Here is an 18042-nt window from a genome sequence, read left to right on the forward strand (position 1 = left end):
GTCCTAGAAGCCGTGGCGGGGCACTGCTCGCTGGTATTGCGGCACCCAGGGAATGTCATGTCCCAGTTCATAGGCAGCCCTGAGCCACCAGTGCGGATCACGCAGTGCGGCACGAGCCATGAAGACGGCATCCGCACGCCCATTGGCCACGATATCTTCGACCTGGGCGGGACTGGTAAGTAGCCCAACTGCCCCGGTGGGGACACCGGCGTCGCGCTTTATCTGCTCCGCGAACCCTGCTTGGTATCCCGGCGCAACCGGGATTTTCTGGTGGGCCACGGCACCGCCGCTGGAGACATCCACCAGGTCCACACCACGCTCAGCCGCAGCGCGGGCAAGACGGACGGAAGCTTCCACGTCCACTCCCCCTTCGGCCCAGTCAGAAGCCGATATCCGCAGCAGGAGTGGCATCGAATCCGGAATGACCTCCCGGACTGCGTCCACCACGGTGAGCATCAACCTGTTCCTGCCATCCTCGTCACCACCCCAGCGGTCGGTCCGGGTGTTAATCAGGGGGCTCTGGAACTGGTGGAGCAAGTAACCGTGGGCGCCGTGGATCTCGACGGTGTCGAACCCTGCGGCAACGGCGCGGGAGGCTGCGGCCGCAAAATCAGCCACCACCCCTAAAATTTCTGCTTCGCTCATGGCGGCCGGCGCAGCATAGCCGTCAAACGCGTCCGTGGTGGGCCCAACCGTGCCCCAGCCGCCCTCGGATGTGGGAACGGATCCAGAGTGGCCGGAGAAAGGCCAATAAGTTGATGCCTTGCGGCCAGCGTGCGCCAGCTGCGCCCCAATCCTGCAGTCCACGGCACCGTGTGCGTGCACAAAACGGACAATCCGCTCCCAGCCCGCAGCTTGTTCATCGGAGTACAGGCCAGCGTCCAAGGGACTGATCCTGCCTTCGGGGTTCACGGCAGCGGCCTCGCTCATGATCAGCGCTGCACCGCCCGCGGCGAAAGAACCGAGGTGCATCAGATGCCAGTCGTTGGGGACGCCTTCCCCGGTTTCCGGATGGCAACTGTATTGGCACATAGGCGAAACCCAGCCCCGGTGCGGGACCGTGAGTGAACGCAACTGCAGCGGGGAGAACAGTGCGGACGGCACTAGAAGAGCACCCTGGCGAGACCTTGGCGGGCCTTGGCGACCCTCTCGTCCTGCGTCCCGACAACTTCGAAGAGTTCCAAGAGGCGCACCCTGGCCGTCTCGCGCTCCGGACCGAAATTCCGGCCGATGAAGGTGATGATGCGGTTGAATGCGTCCTCGATGTGCCCACCGGAAACATCAAGGTCGGCCACGGCCAGCTGGGCTTCGATATTGTCCGGTTCCTGGGCAGCCAGGTCGCGGAGGCTTTCGGCGTCGGAAGCAGACAGGCTCTCCAACCTCGCCATGAGGTCCACCTGGGCCAATCCGGCTTTGGCATCGGCGTCTGCGGGTTGTTCCAGGAGGGCCTGCTTGCAGGCCGCTGCCGCTCCAGCGTAGTCGCCCGCCTCAATGGCATCGATCGCTGCCTGGTGAAGTGGCGGAAGCGGTTCGGGCTCGTCCGTCCCTTCCGGCTGGGTACCGTCGCCGATGCTCCCGGTGACGCCGTTGGCCGCAGCTACTTTGAGGAGTTCCTCCACGAGCTCCCGGATCTGCGCATCATCTGCGGGTCCTTGGAAGAGGGGAACCGGCTGGCCTTTGATCACGGCGACAGCGGTGGGCACAGCCTGGACCTGAAACGCCTGCGCAAGCTGGGGGAAAGCGCCAACGTCGGCCGCTGCGAGCACCAGGCGACCGCCGTAGCTTTCAACAACCCGCTCCGAAGCCTCCAGGACGGCAGGCGATTCGGCCGCATATCGCGACCAGAGAAGGAACAGCACAGGAATCTGGGCGGACAACTGCACCAGATCCTGGAAATTGGTTTCGGTGGCCTCCACCCGCAGGGGTGCCCTGCTCGACTCACCGCTACCAGGGGCGCCGCCGTTGGCGGTGCCACCATCCGGTGACGTGGAAGCCGGCGGCGCGGGCGGCGCTGCCGGGCGGCGCAGCGACGAAAGGTCGACTGCACCGCGGAGGTTGAGCTGGCTGGCAGCGGCTGGAGTGGGTCGGTATCCGGGCGAACTCATACCGTCCACTCTAGCCGCTGCCCTGCCACGGGAATGTCCTACTTAAAGCTGGCTCCCACCAGGCCACGCGTAGCTGCAACCAGCTTCATGGGATCAGCGGAGCCTGCCGGCGGAATGTAGACCGCAACGGACTCGGCAAAGTTCAGGACCATGCCGGTCGTGGTTTCCTTGCCTCCGGCAAAGACCGCGGAATCGTCCTCCAGCAACAGCTTGTCACCGGCAGCTTTCGGCGTGCCTTCGAAAGCGAAGTCCAGCCGCCCAACCACCAGCGCGCCACCGTCGGCCGTGCGCAACACGACCGTCTGGTTGGTGACGGGGGTGTGGGTGAACTTGAAGTTGGCGCTGGTGCCGTTCTTCACCGTATCTGCCTGGTACGCCAGGGCCCCGGCAATGTAAGGCGAGGACTGCCCGTCTGCCAGCTTGCTCCGGTTAGGGGACTCGGGGTTAGTCAACATTTCGCCAAGGATTCCCAATGCCTCGTTACCGCTGTAGGCGAGTCCGGTGCTGTCGCTGGCAGGAACGGGCTCGGTTCCTTCACGGGGTACCGGGAAGGAAGGGAAGTTGGTGCCCGGCTGCAACGGAGCGCTGCCCCACAGCTTGTAGTTCTCACGCGGGGACAACTGAACCAGCGTCAGGACCTGCGGCACCACGTTTCCTTCGCCCTGGGTGAGGGCGAAGACCGTGCGGGGCCAGTCACGCTTGGTGCTGATGACACTGCTCTGCAGCTTGGTGGCACGAACCGGCATGCGGGGCTCGTAGGCGGAGACCGTGGACCGGATTTTGTAGTTCGCGGTACGGACCTGGAGTTCCATCTTGTCGACGCGCGGTGCAAGCTTTGCTGCGTCCTTGGCGGCATCGGCTGCATCAACGGTACTGGCAACCTGCTCCAGGATCCGCTGCAACTGGGATTCCAGCATCACAGGAGTGCCGCCGTCCGCGGCTGCCGGGGCTGAACTGGCAGAAGGCTGCGGCGAACTGGTGGCCTGCGCGGCGACGGCCGTGCCACCCACCATGACGGCTGCCAACGCGGCCGCGACAACGGTGACGCGCAAGGCCGGGCCCTCTTTTTCGGTTCCACGGCCAGGCGTCGTGTCGGCAGCAGGAGGCTGCACAGGCAGCGTCGTCGTTTCTTCGCCCTTGCCTGGGCCGTGGTCATCGCCGTCCCTGCGGCGGTTGCTAAGGGCCTTGGCGACGAACGGAAGGGCAGCACCCACCAGGATGATGATGATGCCGAGGACAATCAGCGGCACGGCCCAAGGCGTAGTGGCGTTGTTCGGGAAAGTCATGGAAATGGACGACGGCGCGGGCTTGGTTCCGTCGCTGGCTACCAGCAGGGACCACTCGCCATCAGCCGGCGGGTTCCAGGTGTAGTCCAGTTCGCCACTGGCGTCTTCGGTGCTGACCCAAAGGTCGGATCCTGCCGGAGAAGGCGCAGTGGCCTCGCCGTCGGCCGAGGACACCTCGAGGGACTTCTGGTCCGCCGCCACGCCCGTCAGGGTGGTGTGGGCAGTCTTACCAACCCAGGCGTCGACGTCGTCCGGACGCCCCGTGGCAACCATGAAGTTACCTTCGCCCTGGATCTTGATCTTCACCGGCCCGTCGTGGAGTGCAATCAACTTTTGGTCGATCACGGTCAGCGGGGCAGCTTTGGTATCACTGGGAACCGAAGCCGTCACGGTTTCGGAGGGAGCCCAAAAAGTCAGCTGGCCAATGCCGGCCAGCATCGTCAGCAGGCCCAGCAGCACCAGCAAGGCTGCAGTCTTCAAACGCACAGGATCACCTATCATCAGCGGTCGTTGAACTTCAAGGGTAACCGTTTTGTTATCAGAGAGTCAGATCGGGCCGATGCCGGCAAGGTCCATAAAAGCCCGCAGTGGCGCCGCTGCAGCGTGATTCCGCGGTCCTGATAGTGTGGCGATGATCATGAATGCAGGATCCTCCTGCGCCCGGATCAGCCCCGTTCCACCAATGAAAAGGCAGCAAAACCGCGTGAAAGAACCGTTGGAGCCCCGTCCCGCCAATGAGCCCGGGTCAAGCGCGGTGGAGGCCCCGTCAGAAGGACCCGCCGCGACGGTTCCTGTCCGCACAGGGCGGCTCGCCGCCATCAGCCGGAGGCTGAGGCAGCCGATTCCCGGAGCGCGTACCCGCGTCCGCTTCGAAATGCCTCCCGAGGAAGAAGGCAGCGACGGCCGTGAGGACTTCCGCCCCGAAGACGATCACGGCTTCGGCTCCCCCGGGCCGCGGATGTCGTCCCAACACCCGTTGTACGTAGGGTTCATGGGGACCGCCGGCGTCGGCGTTGCCCTTGCAGTGTTCTATATCGCAAGTAACACCACGCAGCTCATCCTCTGGATCGTTGCGGCCCTTTTCATTGCGCTCGGACTTGACCCCGTGGTCCGTTGGCTGGAGGGCCGCAAAGTCCCCCGCCCCGCCGGTATCCTGATTTCCGTTTCCGTGCTGGTGCTGGCAGTCGCCGGTTTCTTCGCCACCCTGATTCCCACGATCGTCGAACAGGTTTCGGAAATCGTGCGCCAGGCCCCGGACTGGATCCGCGGTTTCCTCGACTCGGACTTCTTCCGCACTGCCGACAGCCAGTTCGGCGTCAGGGACCGCATCACCACCGAACTGGATAAATTCGTCAAGGACCCGGAAGCCATGGGTGGCATCTTCGGCGGAGTTGTCGGTTTCGGTTCCACAGTGGCCAACGGGCTGTTCGGTTCCCTGATAGTTCTCGTCCTGAGCCTGTACTTCCTGGCAGCGTTGCCGTCCATGAAGAAGTGGGCCTACCGCTTGGCTCCCCGTTCCCGCCGGCCCAGGGTCGAGGCTTTGTCGGAGGCCATCACCGATTCCGTGGGCAATTACGTGATCGGCCAGGCCTGCGTTGCGCTCCTGAACGCGATCTTCGCTTTCATTGTGATGACCATCCTTGGCATCCCGTTCAGCGTGCTCCTCGCGTTCGTCGTGTTGCTGCTCGCGTTCATTCCGCTGGTAGGCGGGCTGATCGCCGCAGTCGTGGTCATCCTCGTGGCACTCACCGCCGGATGGCAGACCGCTGTTGTCTACGCAATCGCCTACTTCGCGTACCTGCAGTTCGAGGCTTACTTCATCTCCCCCCGCATCATGCAGCGTGCGGTCGCCGTTCCCGGCGCCGTTGCCGTCATCTCCGTGATCGCGGGCGGCAGCCTCCTCGGTGTGCTGGGTGCCCTGATCGCGATCCCCACGGCCGCGGCCATCATGCTGCTGATCAAGGAAGTCTTCATCGTCCGCCAAGACCGGCACTGACCGCCCGCGTTGTTGTACAGCTAAGGCCCCTAAACCCGAGGTTTAGGGGCCTTAGCTGTACAAGGACCGCCTCGTCAGGCGCTGGCGACCGGATCAGGCGCTGGCTGCCCGATCAGACGCTGGCAACCGGCCCCGCCCACAGTCGGGGCAGGCCGTCCACGCCGGCACCTGCTGGAGTGACGTCGTCGACGATTTCATCCAGGACTCGCGCCGCGTACTTCTCGCCCACCCAAAGGTGCTTTGCGCCGTCGACGCCGACCAGCCGGGCCTGCGGCACCAAACTGAAGCGCTGTGCTGCTTCGGCAGGTTGCAGGTAGTCATCGTGTTCAGGCACCAGGACTGTCAGCGGCTTTCCCGACGACGCCCACTCTTTGAGATGGACGTCTGTGGCACGATGCAGCGGCGGCGACAACAGGACGGCCCCTTGGATCTGTGAAGCGACCGGCTCCACCGCTCCGTACATCAGGGCAAGTTCGGTACCAAAGGACCACCCGACCAGCCAGCGGTTTGGCAGGCCACGCTCCACGGCGAACCGCACTGCTGCTTCGACGTCGTAGCGCTCACCAACGCCTTCCTCGAACTGTCCGTCGCTTGTCCCCCGGGGCGACTGCGTGCCGCGGGTATTGAACCTAAGCACTGCCACACCAGCCAAAGCCGGGAGCCTGTAGGAAGCCTTGCGGTAGACATGCGAGTCCATGAACCCGCCGTGCGTAGGCAGCGGATGCAGGGTGATCAAGGTGGCGCTGATTTCCCCGGACTCCGGAAGCGCGAGCTCCCCCCTCAGTACCTTGCCGTCCTCGGTGGTGAACTCCACATTCTCGCGCAGGGCGGGCAGGACCGTGGAAGCGCGGATCTCGGAAGGCGCATCCTGTGGCGTGAAAACAAGCGAAGCGGGATCGAAAGTCATGCCTCCAAGCCTATGCGAATCAGCGGTAGCGGTAAGTCCGCGAAGTCCAGCAGTTGGTGTGCCAATGCCGGCGTTCGGCCAGCCCTGCGGCCTGGCCGAACAAGTGGCTATCTGACCACACCACCAGATGGGCGATACCCGGCAGGATCGCCGTGGAGCACCCCGGGCAGATGTATTGCTTTTCAGCCTTTTTGGCTGTCATGGTCCGCACCATCCAGTCCCCGTCCGGTGCGCTTTCGCGCCGGGCAATGCCGCTGCGGGCCCTTTCCAGGTCCAGTTCCGGCACCGGCTCCGACCACTTGCCGCCGTTGCCGCCCGAACGTGAACCTGACGCGTTGCGGCGGGGACGGTTGGAGCGGGGCATGATTCCATTCTGCCCCAGCCACCAGGTTCCAGGCGGTATTGTGGGGCGGGTGCGACTCGTCATAGCCCGTTGTTCTGTTGATTACGTTGGCCGCCTCAAGGCCCACCTCCCCCTCGCCACCCGGCTGCTGCTGGTCAAGGCGGACGGCTCAGTGCTGGTGCACTCGGACGGTGGTTCCTACAAGCCGTTGAACTGGATGAGCCCGCCCGCCACCCTCCGGGTGACTTCACCGGAAGAGACCGAGGTTGAAGAAGGGGTGGTGGAGCAGTGGACCGTCCAATCCGCTAAAACCGACGACCGCCTCATCATCAACATTTACGAGCAAATCCACGACACGTCCCATGAGCTGGGCACAGACCCTGGCCTGATTAAGGACGGCGTCGAAGCAGACCTCCAGCGGCTGCTTGCTGAGCAGATCGAAACCCTCGGAACGGGTTACTCCCTGATTCGCCGCGAGTACTACACCGCGATCGGTCCCGTGGACATCCTGGCCAGGGACGCCAACGGAGCCACGGTGGCCATCGAGCTGAAACGGCGCGGCGACATCGACGGCGTCGAACAATTGACCCGGTACCTTGAACTGCTCAACCGCGATCCCCTGCTGGCGCCCGTGCGCGGAATTTTCGCCGCCCAGCAAATCAAGCCGCAAGCCAAAGTCCTTGCCAACGATCGCGGCATCGACTGCGTCACTTTGGATTATGACGCGATGCGCGGCGTGGATGACAGCGAGTCCCGGCTCTTCTAAGCCCCTCCCTTCGGGGGACTGTGCGTTGGGCCACTAGAATCGAAACCATGACTGCCGCCACTTCTTCCGCGCCGAGCCACCAAATCATCAAGGGAACGCTGGTCACTGACGGCGAGGTGGTGGAAGACGGCCTGCTTGCCATCGACGGCGACAGGATCGCCTATGCGGGTACTGCTGATGGATTCGATCCCGAGGCGTTCGAGGGTTTCCAGAGCGCCATCCGTTTGGGGGTGCCCAGCGGCAGCTACCTGATCCCCGGCCTCATCGACGTCCACTGCCACGGCGGAAACGGCGGGGACTTTCCCGGGGGCGACGAGGCGTCGGCACGCAAAGCGGTGGAGTTCCTGCACCGCTCGGGTACCACCACCTTCCTCGCCAGCATGGTTACCGCGCCCCGGGAGGACCTGCTTCGCGGCATTGAACTGTATGTGAAGCTGGTGGACGAAGGCCTCGTGGCCGGGATCCACCTCGAAGGCCCTTTCCTCTCCCACGCGCGCTGCGGCGCCCAAAACCCCGACTACCTCCTGGAGCCGGACCTCGAGCTCATGGCTGAGCTTGTTGGCGCAGCTGACGGCAAGCTCGCCACCATGACCTACGCACCGGAGCTTCCCGGCGCTGGGGCCTTGGTGGACCTGATGACTTCCCACGGCGTGACACCATCGCTGGGACACACTGACTGCGACGACGCCACAGCGGCGGCGTCGCTGGCCGCAGCCCGTGAGGGACTTGAGTCGGCAGGGTTCGACGGCGTCAGCTCGCTTCCCACTGTCACCCATCTTTTCAACGGGATGCCGCCCCTCCACCACCGAGCGCCCGGCCCCGTCGCTGCCTGCCTGCGCATGGCACAGGAAGGCAAGGCCGTCGTGGAGCTCATCGCGGACGGTACCCACCTGGATCCCAGCACGGTGGCGACAGTTTTCCAGCTGGTAGGTGCCGCCAACATTGTCCTGGTAACTGATTCCATGGCGGCTGCCGGTCTCTCTGACGGGAGCTACATGCTCGGCCCATCGCCCGTAACCGTCAGCGACGGAGTGGCAACACTGGATGCGACGGGGTCGATTGCGGGAGGTACCGCAACCCTCCTTGAGGTGGTCCGCAAAACCGTGGCAGCCGGCGTCGCACTTCCTGACGCCATTTGTTCGGCAACAGCGGTCCCGGCCGCCGTCCTGGGGCTTTCCGACGAAATAGGCGGGCTTCGCCGCGGACTGCGTGCCGACGTCGTTGTAACCAACGCAGACCTGGAACTTACCGGCGTGCTTCGCAACGGGCAATGGTTGGACCAGTAAAGTCGGTATGTGAATTCACGGGGTTCGCGTTACCTTCTTTTTACCGAAAATTTTCCCGAATTGCCCAAAAGACCGTTGACCTCCGGCAGGGCACATGAAAGTGTTGTAGCAGTCTTTGTGTAGGTGTTTTTCATGCTCGCAAGACGAGTTGCGAGCGTGAAGCTCCTGCGAAACCAGCCGGGCCTGGCCCGGCGGGAATCCATGGTCTTCTCGCGGAGTAACAAAGCCGGTACGAGGTGTATCGGACTGCTTTTCCATAATGAGGAGAAATACATGGCACTGGGAACCGTCAAGTGGTTCAACGCTGAAAAGGGCTTCGGCTTCATCACCCCGGATGACTCGGATGGGGACGTTTTCGTTCACTACTCCGAGATCCAGACCGGTGGCTTCAAGACCCTCGATGAGAACCAGCGCGTTCAGTTCGAGATCGGTCAGGGTGCCAAGGGCCCCCAGGCAACCGGCGTTACTGTCGTCTAGCCTTACCAGTTGAATTCTGCGTCCCGCAGGAACAACAACGTTGGCCCCGGCTTACCAGCCGGGGTCAACGTGTTTAAGGGAGCAGCTATTCAGGCGTAGATGACAAAGCGTGAAGGAATGCGAAACGCCACCTCCATTGGGCGTTGACAATTCAACCAACCAGGGTTCGAAGAAGCCTCGCAGAATGTCGGACCGACAATCCCGGCAGATACGCGCGACTGAGGGCGCGGCCCATTGCGGGAAGGTGCAGCGGGTCTTGGTAATACATGTACAACGACCGATACTCAGGTTGGAATCGTGACTTAAAGGACGCCAGTGACCTGAATCCATAAACCGGTTCCAGCGCCTGCCCCACCACGTCGAGAATTCCAGCAAGGCCTTTCGCCTGCTGCTCGATTTCGCCTTTCTCGCGGGCAAGGGGGGAACCTGACAACGAGATCACTTCCACGGATTCCCGCAGGTGCAGGACGGCCGAGGCTATGAGGAATTCCATCACCCCTGGAAAGGCATCGCCCCTCCGCCGCATGAAGTCCAGCGTCCAGCTGACAACCTTGCCGTCCTGGTGCACCGGAAGCCAACTGGTCACCCCGTACACAAAACCTGCCTCGTCCACGGCCACACAGCAAAGAACGTCGTCATCCTCAAGCTCGTCCAGGCCACCGAGCGTAAAGCCCATCTCGGGAATCTTCTTCTGCGCAGCCCACTCTTCGGAAACCTCGCTGACTTGGGCGCGTACCGCGTGCGGCAACTCCGAATAGGGCCCCCAGCTGGCTGTGATTCCACGTTTGGCGGCGCGGTTGAGCGACGTCCGGACGTTCTGCCACTCCTTACCCCGGAACTCCAGATCCCTGATCCGGAGACGGGTTTCCTGGGCCACCGCGACCCTGCGGAAACCCTTGGACTGCAGCATGGGCCACAACTCGTCGGTGCAGGAGTAGAAGCACGGGATCAGCGCGTGTTGGGAGCAAAATTCAAGGAATCCCTCAGCCGTAGCCACGTGGTGTTCAGCGGGGCCGAGGGGACCGGCAAGGGTCAGCGCAACGTGGCCATGCTGCTGATAGGCCACTCCCCCGTTGCCGTCTGCGGTGAACCAGTACTTGTTGGGTTCCCACAGCGCCATCCATGACAATGAATCACCGCCTTGTTTCACCAACGCCCGGGCCTTCTGCCGCGACTGGTGGTCCAGGCCCCCTGCCAGGTGCCCACGGACCAAGAGGACCCAGACTCCCGCCAATGCCACGAGCCAAAAGACTGTGCCCGAGTAGGAAAAGAGGAAGACTTCAAGGACATCGCGGTCCGCAAAGACCTTGCGGTAGACGCCCGGCAGCGGCACCGGCAGGTACTGGCGGGCAAGTTCGGCCGCCAGCCCGAGCAGTCCGCCGTCGCGGTCCATGCCTCCCGACGCCAGCCAAACGGCTGTATAGGCAAGGATGAGCGCTCCACCCGTCAGCCCCACCCACCAAAAAACCCGCCGGCGAAGCCGACCCGAGGACGCCACCCTGAAGTGGCCCCGGTACACGAACATCAGGACGGCGAGAACCAAGGGAACCAGCACCAGCGGAATCAGGTGCACCACCGCTGTGTTCAGCATTCCTACGTGCGGCCGTCCCTGCGCCCGTGGCATTCCGGCGAAGAGAGCCAGATAGATTGCCGACAACGCGACCACTACCAACTGCACTCCGATCGCGATCCCCAAGGCCAGCCGGCGTCCCCGCCTCATGCCATCTGCGCAAATGAGCAGGAGCACCACCGGCACCACTGCCAGCGCCAGTCCGAAGGGCCCCGTATACGCCTGCCGTCCCGTCTCGAGGCACGCGACGTCGATGGTTCCGCCACAGCTGCTTTCTAGCTGGCTCAGGGTGGGCAACGGATTCAGGATGACGTCACGTAGCAGGGACAGCGGCCCCGAGGGGCTCTTCGCTGCTGCCGTCACGATCGGCCCCACCGCGAAGATCGCCATGGTCAAGGAAAGCAGGTTACGCACTTCCCTGCCCGTGGACCGGTGAAGGTGGAGGTGGCCTTGGCTGCTCTGCATCCACCACCCGGCGGCGAGGCCAATCAGCGCACCGAGGAAACCCACAACGGTCTCTGCGTGGCCAACGTATAGCAGCAGGAGCAACGAAATGGAGAGCGTCACCGTACGCAGGCGTCGCTGCCACAACGTAGGGAGCAGTGCGCTTGCCGCCATCGCCGTGGCCAGGATGGCGCCGTAAGGACCAATCAACCGCGTATCGGCCATTCGCGACAGCCAGCCGTCGTCGGCCGGGCGGGCTATCTGGGTGACCAGCAAAAATGCGGAAACGCAGGCGAACTGGCCGCCAAGGAAGACGCCCGCCGTCTTGAGGGGACCGAAGTGCCGCTCTGCCAAACCAAGCAGGAACAACATCATGAGGATGGCTGTGGCGTAGGCAAGCGGGTTCGTGGTGAAGAACAGGGAAGTCCAGATGGACCACCACTCCCCCGCCCTCAGTCCATCAAGCGAAACCCCGGCCACCGGAAGCCAAGGCTCAGGGGGTCCCATCAGCAGGCTTCCGGACGCTATGGAGAGGACTATGAAGAGCAGCAGGACAATGAGGGTGAAAGGCGTTGAACGCAAGTGGCTGCCCGCTTGCCTGATCGCCGGCACCACCACACGGTTGAGGGCGAGGCTCATTGCGGGATGCCCCACCGCGTTGCCAGGAAGCCGAGAGCCCCTGGCATCCCCTCGATCACGGCGTCCCAGGAATGCCCGGCGTGGGCAATGGAGTGCTCCTGGGTGTCGAATCCCGCGTTCCTGGCAGCCTCGGCAAGTTCGTGCATGTATCCAGTGAACTCGTGGTCCGCTTCGCCTGAAACCAAATACACGCCGCTCCCGGAAAACGTGCGCTCAGCCATCAGGACCAAAGGCGTCCTGGACTCGAAAGCTTCAACATCGCCGTCGAAGGAGTCCGCAATGGTCTTGCCTCGATCCTTGGCAAGGGCAGGCTCGCGCTCGGCAGAGAACGGCACAACTGAAGGAAACAAGTCCGGGTGCAGCGTTCCCAGCTGCATCGCGCAGGTGCCGCCGAAAGAGAATCCGCCAACAGCCCACTGCTTGTGGTCAGTAGAGACGTCCAAAGTGCTGCTGATCCAGCTTGGGACGTCCTGGGAAAGGTATGTATCCACGTGGGCGATGTTGCTGTCCATGCACATGGTGTTCGCATTCGCTGACCCGTTGGGATCCACCACTACCGTCACTGGCGCCAAGCCACCGTGTTCCTCGGCGAATCGGTCCAGGAGCGCCCGGAGCCGGCCGCCAGTCAACCAATCGGTAGGGCCCCCGGGCTGCCCGGCAAAGAGTATGAGCACCGGCAGGCTGGGCCTGGGCGTCGACAAGTAGGAAGGGGGAAGGTAGATGTAGGCGTCACGGGCGTCAAAGCCCGAAGCCGTACCAGGAATGTGGGCCTTGCGCAGGATTCCGCCACCAGGCAGGGAATCGGGGGCTTTCCATGCACTCAGTGACGAGGCGGGGACACCGCCCGCTGTCCGTTTGAGGCTGGACTCCAGCGGTTGTATCCGCGCCACTGCCGTGCCGAGCAAATCGGCCACGGTCTTATTGAGTCCAAAGTAGAGATTGACTTGGACCACGCATAAAAGGACTACGCCCAGCATCGCTACACAACCGAGCACACGGCCTTTGGCAACGTTCCGTGGGAAGCGGGCAATACTCAGGAGGATGGCGGTGACAGCCAGAACAGACCAGGCCAAAGTCTCAAATGGCAGGTTCTCCGAGAAGGCCGCCATGAGATCGATGAGGATCCAATGGACCAGGGCCACTATCCCTGCAGCCAGGACAAGGCAGGCCACCACGACTACAGGCCAGGACCGCTGGCGGCGCCACAGCAGATACAAGCCACCAACGGCTCCGAAAGCGACGCAGAACCATATGAAGGGCCCATCAACGAGGCTGACATCCGAAAGGAAGTCCATGTCGCCTATCGCCAGGTTCCCACGCCGATGACCGGTCCGGCCTCCAGCCAGGACGATAGTCCTGTATAGGCATCAAAATTCATGGCAAGCATGAACTTGGTACCTTCGTACTGCAATTCGACCACCACGACGCCGGGTTGAACCCTCACGAGTTCATCCTCAGTCGGTTGGCGTCGCCCGAGCAACTCCAGTGAGCTGCGTGTGAACTTGTACTTCGGGACCACACTCAGCGACATCAAGCGGAACCACTCAAGCTCATTGTCCTGATAACGACAAACCCCCATCAGCCAGCTGTTTCCAGCCATGCAAATGGAGGCGTCGACCGTGCCCAGGGCGCGCCGCAGATTGAAGCGGCGCACCCCGAAAAGGCACAGTGAAATGATCAGCAACGTAAACGCTGTTGCCAAGGCGATGAACGGAATAAGGGAATCGTCCATCAAGGTCTTGCTATCGGATCCCCGCTGTAGCCGCTTCGCCCAATTTGGCGTTGTCAGCAACAATGACCACGCGATCGTTGTCAACGGAGAAGAATCCGCCGTCGACAACTACCGCAATTCGGTCTCCGGAAACCGGCTGGATTGCCAGCTCGCCCTCGGCCAGGATGGCCAGGAGGGGCGAGTGGCCCGGCAGGATTCCGATTTCACCATCGCTGGTGCGGGCCTTCACCATCTTGGCCGCCCCGGACCACACGAAGTGGTCCGCTGCGACAATCTCAACCTCGAGCTCAGCCATACTACTTGGTCTGTTCCTGGATCTTGGCCCAGTTACGCTCGACGTCATCCAGGCCGCCGACGTTGAAGAACGCCTGCTCTGCAATGTGGTCCAGCTCGCCGTCGCAGATAGCGGTGAAGCCTTCAACAGTGTCCTTGATGGACACAGTGGAGCCCTCGACGCCGGTGAACTGCTTGGCGGTGTAGGTGTTCTGGGAGAGGAACTGCTGGATGCGACGTGCACGCGACACGACGATCTTGTCTTCTTCGGACAGTTCGTCAACACCGAGGATGGCGATGATGTCCTGGAGTTCCTTGTTCTTCTGCAGGATCTGCTTTACACGGACAGCCGTGTTGTAGTGGTCCTTGCCGATGTACTGGGGATCCAGGATACGGGAAGTCGACGTCAGCGGGTCAACGGCCGGGTACAGACCACGGGATGCGATTTCACGGGAAAGTTCCGTGGTCGCGTCGAGGTGTGCGAAGGTCGTGGCCGGAGCCGGGTCGGTGTAGTCATCAGCAGGCACGTAAATGGCCTGCATCGACGTGATGGAGTGACCCTTGGTGGAGGTGATGCGCTCCTGGAGCAGACCCATCTCATCAGCAAGGTTCGGCTGGTAGCCCACAGCGGACGGCATACGGCCGAGCAGCGTGGAAACTTCCGAACCTGCCTGCGTGAAGCGGAAGATGTTGTCAATGAAGAGCAGCACGTCCTGGTTCTGGACATCGCGGAAGTACTCCGCCATGGTGAGCGCCGACAGAGCGACCCTCAAGCGCGTTCCCGGCGGCTCATCCATCTGGCCGAACACAAGGGCGGTGTCCTTCAGGACGCCTGCCTCTTCCATTTCAACCCAGAGGTCGTTGCCTTCACGGGTACGCTCGCCAACACCGGCGAAGACGGAAGTACCACCGAAGTTGCGTGCAACACGGGTGATCATTTCCTGGATCAGAACGGTCTTGCCAACGCCGGCGCCGCCGAACAGGCCGATCTTTCCACCCTTGATGTACGGGGTGAGAAGGTCGATGACCTTGATGCCGGTCTCGAGCATCTCCGTGGAGCCCTCGAGGGAAGCGAAGGCCGGAGCCTTGCGGTGGATCGGCCAGTAGGCGTCAGCCTTGATCTCGGACTCTTCGACGTCCAACGGCTTGCCGAGGACGTTGAAGATGTGGCCCTTGACGCCGTCGCCGACGGGCACGGAGATCGGTGCGCCGGAGTCCTGCACGGTGGTACCGCGGACAAGTCCGTCGGTAGCCTGCAGGGAGATGGCGCGAACGAGGTTGTCACCCAGGTGCTGGGAGGTCTCGAACGTGATGGTCTTGGTCTGCCCATTGAGGGTGATCTCAGTGGTCAGAGCGTTGTAAATCGACGGGATTGCGTCAGCCGGGAATTCGACGTCGACAACCGGACCAATAACACGGGCAATGCGGCCGGTGGCACCGGCCGTTGCTACGTGTTCGGTAGCAGTGGCAGTCATCTCTCTCACTTCACTCAGTAGATGGCGTGGGGTTAAGTTTATCTGTTGTTGCAGGTAAGGCTTTACAACCGAAACAGCTGCGGGCTAGGACGCGAGAGCGTCGGCGCCGGCCACGATTTCGGAAAGCTCCTGCGTAATTTCGGCCTGGCGGGCCGTGTTGCGAAGGCGCGTGTACTTCTTGATCAGATCCGTAGCGTTGTCACCGGCCGACTTCATGGCACGCTGGCGGGCAGCGAGCTCGGAAGCTGCAGCCTGCAGCATTGCTGCGAAGATGCGGGATTCGATGTAACGCGGGAGCAGTGCATCAAGCACCTGCTCGGTTTCCGGTTCGAATTCGTACAGCGGCAACAGCTCGGACTCCGAGGCTGCTTCCTCTTCGACGACCTCCAGCGGGAGCAAACGGATAACCGTAGGTTCCTGCGTCACCATGGACTTGAAGCGGGTGTAGACGACGTGGATCTCGTCCACGCCTCCCTCTTCGAAGTCTGTGGAGAAGTCTTCCAAAAGTGCAGCGCCGACTTCCTGGGCGGTTTCGAATTCCGGTGCGTCCGTGCCGCCGGTCCATACACGGGAGTATGACCGGTTGCGGAAATCGAAGTACGCCTGCGCCTTGCGGCCAACGAGGTACGCTTTGACTTCCTTGCCTTCTGCGTGAAGAAGCTCGAAGAGACCTTCAGCCTGCTTGAGCACGCTGGCCGAGTAGGATCCTGCAAGGCCGCGGTCTGAGGTAATAATCAGGACAGCGGCACGGCGGATCTGCTCCGGCTCCGTGGTCAGAGGGTGATCGATTTCGCTCTGAGTTGCGACAGCAGAAACGGCGCGGGTAATGGCGTTCGCGTAAGGCAGTGAAGCTGCTACGCGTGCGCGGGCCTTCCCGATGCGCGAGGTAGCGATCAGTTCCATCGCCTTGAAGATCTTACGCATCGACGTCGTCGAGCTGATCTTCTGACGGTAGACCCGAATCTGGGCTCCCATACTTATCCTTTCCTATGTTCCCGATGTGCTGCCCTGCCGGGGCCCTTGCGGACCCCGGCAGGGCAGGTTATCGAAACTAGCGCTTCTGCTTGACGATCTTTTCCTGGTCGACGTCGCCGCCGGCGATCGCTGCGTGCTCTTCGTGGCCTGCGCCAACCAAGTGGTTGTCGCCCTGGCCGAAGAAGCCCTTCTTGAAGGAAACAATGGCTTCCTTCAGTGCAGCAGCGGTGTCGTCATCCAGGACGTTGGTCTGGGCCAGCGTGGTCAGGATGGAGGACTGGTGCTTGAGGTGCTCCAGGAACTCGGACTCGAAACGGCTGATGTCCTCAACCGGAACATCATCCAAGTAGCCGTTGGTACCGGCCCAGATGGAGACAACCTGGTTCTCGACCGGGAACGGCGAGTACTGGCCCTGCTTCAGCAGTTCCATCAGGCGGGCACCACGGGTCAGCTGCTGACGGGAAGCAGCATCAAGGTCGGATGCGAACATGGCGAAAGCCTGCATGTCGCGGTACTGGGCCAGGTCCAGCTTCAAAGTACCGGAGACCTTCTTCATGGACTTGACCTGCGCAGCACCACCCACGCGGGACACGGAGACACCAACGTCAACTGCGGGACGCTGGTTGGCGTTGAAGAGATCCGACTGGAGGAAGATCTGGCCATCAGTAATGGAGATCACGTTGGTCGGGATGTAGGCGGAGACGTCGTTTGCCTTGGTTTCGACGATCGGAAGACCGGTCATCGAGCCCGCACCGAGCTCGTCGGAGAGCTTGGCACAACGCTCCAGCAGACGGGAGTGCAAGTAGAAGACGTCACCCGGGTAGGCTTCGCGTCCCGGCGGACGACGCAGCAGCAGGGACACGGCGCGGTAGGCTTCGGCCTGCTTGGACAGGTCATCGAAGATCACCAGGACGTGCTTGCCGCCGTACATCCAGTGCTGGCCAATGGCCGAGCCTGCGTACGGTGCCAAGTACTTGAAGCCGGCGGGGTCGGATGCCGGGGACGCCACGATGGTGGTGTACTCAAGTGCGCCGTGGTCCTCGAGGGTCTGGCGGACGGCTGCAATGGTGGAAGCCTTCTGGCCAACACCAACGTAGACGCAACGTACCTGCTTGGTGACATCGCCCGAAGCCCAGTTGGCCTTCTGGTTGATGATGGTGTCCACTGCGATCGCGGTCTTACCGGTCTGGCGGTCACCAATGATCAGCTGACGCTGGCCACGGCCGATCGGGATCATGGCGTCGATAGCCTTGAGGCCGGTCTGCATCGGTTCGTGAACCGACTTGCGCTCGGTAACGCCCGGAGCCTGGAGTTCCAGTGCACGGGTGCCTTCGGCCTTGATTTCTCCAAGGTCGTCGATCGGCTGGCCCAGCGGGTCGACAACGCGACCCAGGAAGGCATCGCCAACCGGAACGGACAGGATTTCACCGGTGCGGTGAACTTCCTGGCCTTCTTCAATACCGGTGAAGTCACCGAGGATAATGACACCGATCTCGCGGACGTCGAGGTTCTGGGCGAGGCCCAGCGTGCCATCTTCGAAGCGAAGCAGCTCGTTCGCCATGACCGAGGGAAGACCCTCAACACGGGCGATGCCGTCACTTGCGGTGGTCACACGACCAACCTCTACGCGCTCTGCGTTACCGGGTTCGTAGGACGCCGCGAACTCGTTCAACGCATTACGGACGTCGTCGGCGTTGATGGTCAATTCGGCCATCTGCAGTCCCTGCTCTCCTGTTTTCGTGATCATCGTTGCTCACGATGACCGGGA

General features: G+C 62.4%; 16 protein-coding genes. 4 read left to right on the plus strand and 12 right to left on the minus strand.

Annotation, left to right across the window (positions count from 1 at the left end; translation table 11 throughout):
- Window positions 1-3: 3 nt before the first annotated feature.
- From J2Y68_RS14580 to J2Y68_RS14590, 3 genes are read right to left on the minus strand one after another with little or no spacing between them, the layout of a single operon-like run.
- Window positions 4-1104, minus strand: a complete 1101-nt coding sequence (locus J2Y68_RS14580) for an NADH:flavin oxidoreductase/NADH oxidase (RefSeq protein ID WP_309994474.1) — start codon at window positions 1102-1104, stop codon at window positions 4-6.
- Complete coding sequence (locus tag J2Y68_RS14585) at window positions 1104-2105, minus strand: tetratricopeptide repeat protein (RefSeq protein ID WP_309994475.1); 1002 nt, start codon at window positions 2103-2105, stop codon at window positions 1104-1106. The genes J2Y68_RS14580 and J2Y68_RS14585 overlap by 1 nt, the downstream gene beginning before the upstream one ends.
- 38 nt (window positions 2106-2143) lie before the next feature.
- Window positions 2144-3892: a hypothetical protein gene (locus J2Y68_RS14590; protein WP_309994476.1), complete on the minus strand. Its 1749-nt coding sequence runs from the start codon at window positions 3890-3892 to the stop codon at window positions 2144-2146.
- A 202-nt stretch (window positions 3893-4094) separates the two neighbouring features.
- Between J2Y68_RS14590 and J2Y68_RS14595 the strand changes: the two genes are divergently transcribed.
- Window positions 4095-5387 carry an AI-2E family transporter gene (locus tag J2Y68_RS14595; RefSeq protein WP_309994477.1) on the plus strand — a complete coding sequence of 431 codons (1293 nt, stop codon included), beginning with the start codon at window positions 4095-4097 and terminating at the stop codon, window positions 5385-5387.
- A gap of 112 nt (window positions 5388-5499) precedes the next feature.
- Here the strand turns inward: J2Y68_RS14595 and J2Y68_RS14600 are convergent, their stop codons facing one another.
- Both J2Y68_RS14600 and J2Y68_RS14605 read right to left on the minus strand, forming a co-directional pair.
- Window positions 5500-6294: an alpha/beta hydrolase gene (locus tag J2Y68_RS14600; protein WP_309994478.1), complete on the minus strand. Its 795-nt coding sequence runs from the start codon at window positions 6292-6294 to the stop codon at window positions 5500-5502.
- A 19-nt stretch (window positions 6295-6313) separates the two neighbouring features.
- The gene (locus J2Y68_RS14605; protein ID WP_309994479.1) at window positions 6314-6658 is read right to left on the minus strand and encodes an ATP/GTP-binding protein; all 345 of its coding nucleotides are present in this window, start codon (window positions 6656-6658) and stop codon (window positions 6314-6316) included.
- Between the two features lie 49 nt (window positions 6659-6707).
- Here J2Y68_RS14605 and nucS point away from each other — a divergent pair, with 49 nt between their 5' ends.
- From nucS to J2Y68_RS14620, 3 genes are all read left to right on the plus strand, one after another.
- Complete coding sequence (gene nucS, locus J2Y68_RS14610) at window positions 6708-7403, plus strand: endonuclease NucS (protein ID WP_309994581.1); 696 nt, start codon at window positions 6708-6710, stop codon at window positions 7401-7403.
- A 47-nt stretch (window positions 7404-7450) separates the two neighbouring features.
- Window positions 7451-8689, plus strand: a complete 1239-nt coding sequence (nagA, locus tag J2Y68_RS14615; protein ID WP_309994480.1) for an N-acetylglucosamine-6-phosphate deacetylase — start codon at window positions 7451-7453, stop codon at window positions 8687-8689.
- Between the two features lie 273 nt (window positions 8690-8962).
- Window positions 8963-9166, plus strand: coding sequence for a cold-shock protein (locus J2Y68_RS14620; protein ID WP_018776337.1), 204 nt, complete (start codon window positions 8963-8965; stop codon window positions 9164-9166).
- A gap of 151 nt (window positions 9167-9317) precedes the next feature.
- On the opposite strand, the gene J2Y68_RS14625 is transcribed toward J2Y68_RS14620, so the two are convergent.
- The 7 genes from J2Y68_RS14625 to atpA all read right to left on the minus strand — a co-directional run bounded on the left by J2Y68_RS14625 (window position 9318) and on the right by atpA (window position 17988).
- Window positions 9318-11819: a bifunctional lysylphosphatidylglycerol flippase/synthetase MprF gene (locus J2Y68_RS14625; protein WP_309994481.1), complete on the minus strand. Its 2502-nt coding sequence runs from the start codon at window positions 11817-11819 to the stop codon at window positions 9318-9320.
- Window positions 11816-13114, minus strand: a complete 1299-nt coding sequence (locus J2Y68_RS14630) for an alpha/beta hydrolase (RefSeq protein ID WP_309994482.1) — start codon at window positions 13112-13114, stop codon at window positions 11816-11818. The genes J2Y68_RS14625 and J2Y68_RS14630 overlap by 4 nt, the downstream gene beginning before the upstream one ends.
- 5 nt (window positions 13115-13119) lie before the next feature.
- A complete protein-coding gene (locus J2Y68_RS14635) occupies window positions 13120-13551 on the minus strand; it encodes a DUF2550 domain-containing protein (RefSeq protein ID WP_309994483.1) in 432 nt (143 codons plus the stop codon).
- A gap of 10 nt (window positions 13552-13561) precedes the next feature.
- Window positions 13562-13846 (minus strand): F0F1 ATP synthase subunit epsilon, encoded by a 285-nt coding sequence (locus J2Y68_RS14640; protein ID WP_026540143.1) that lies wholly within the window; start codon window positions 13844-13846, stop codon window positions 13562-13564.
- A gap of 1 nt (window position 13847) precedes the next feature.
- A complete protein-coding gene (gene atpD / locus J2Y68_RS14645) occupies window positions 13848-15299 on the minus strand; it encodes a F0F1 ATP synthase subunit beta (protein WP_144649785.1) in 1452 nt (483 codons plus the stop codon).
- An 84-nt stretch (window positions 15300-15383) separates the two neighbouring features.
- A complete protein-coding gene (locus J2Y68_RS14650; RefSeq protein ID WP_211711548.1) occupies window positions 15384-16274 on the minus strand; it encodes a F0F1 ATP synthase subunit gamma in 891 nt (296 codons plus the stop codon).
- A gap of 76 nt (window positions 16275-16350) precedes the next feature.
- The gene (gene atpA / locus J2Y68_RS14655; protein ID WP_211711786.1) at window positions 16351-17988 is read right to left on the minus strand and encodes a F0F1 ATP synthase subunit alpha; all 1638 of its coding nucleotides are present in this window, start codon (window positions 17986-17988) and stop codon (window positions 16351-16353) included.
- Window positions 17989-18042: the final 54 nt, after the last annotated feature.

Source organism: Paenarthrobacter nitroguajacolicus (assembly GCF_031455195.1).
In the GTDB taxonomy this organism is placed as follows: Bacteria; Actinomycetota; Actinomycetes; order Actinomycetales; family Micrococcaceae; genus Arthrobacter; species Arthrobacter nitroguajacolicus_D.

Coding starts and splice junctions, on each gene's coding strand:
- J2Y68_RS14585 (WP_309994475.1), bottom strand. CDS start 2,105: ATGAGTTCGCCCGGATACCGACCCACTCCAGCCGCTGCCAGCCAGCTC.
- J2Y68_RS14590 (WP_309994476.1), bottom strand. CDS start 3,892: ATGATAGGTGATCCTGTGCGTTTGAAGACTGCAGCCTTGCTGGTGCTG.
- J2Y68_RS14600 (WP_309994478.1), bottom strand. CDS start 6,294: ATGACTTTCGATCCCGCTTCGCTTGTTTTCACGCCACAGGATGCGCCT.
- J2Y68_RS14605 (WP_309994479.1), bottom strand. CDS start 6,658: ATGCCCCGCTCCAACCGTCCCCGCCGCAACGCGTCAGGTTCACGTTCG.
- nagA (WP_309994480.1), top strand. CDS start 7,451: ATGACTGCCGCCACTTCTTCCGCGCCGAGCCACCAAATCATCAAGGGA.
- J2Y68_RS14620 (WP_018776337.1), top strand. CDS start 8,963: ATGGCACTGGGAACCGTCAAGTGGTTCAACGCTGAAAAGGGCTTCGGC.
- J2Y68_RS14625 (WP_309994481.1), bottom strand. CDS start 11,819: ATGAGCCTCGCCCTCAACCGTGTGGTGGTGCCGGCGATCAGGCAAGCG.
- J2Y68_RS14630 (WP_309994482.1), bottom strand. CDS start 13,114: ATGGACTTCCTTTCGGATGTCAGCCTCGTTGATGGGCCCTTCATATGG.
- J2Y68_RS14635 (WP_309994483.1), bottom strand. CDS start 13,551: ATGGACGATTCCCTTATTCCGTTCATCGCCTTGGCAACAGCGTTTACG.
- J2Y68_RS14640 (WP_026540143.1), bottom strand. CDS start 13,846: ATGGCTGAGCTCGAGGTTGAGATTGTCGCAGCGGACCACTTCGTGTGG.
- atpD (WP_144649785.1), bottom strand. CDS start 15,299: ATGACTGCCACTGCTACCGAACACGTAGCAACGGCCGGTGCCACCGGC.
- J2Y68_RS14650 (WP_211711548.1), bottom strand. CDS start 16,274: ATGGGAGCCCAGATTCGGGTCTACCGTCAGAAGATCAGCTCGACGACG.
- atpA (WP_211711786.1), bottom strand. CDS start 17,988: ATGGCCGAATTGACCATCAACGCCGACGACGTCCGTAATGCGTTGAAC.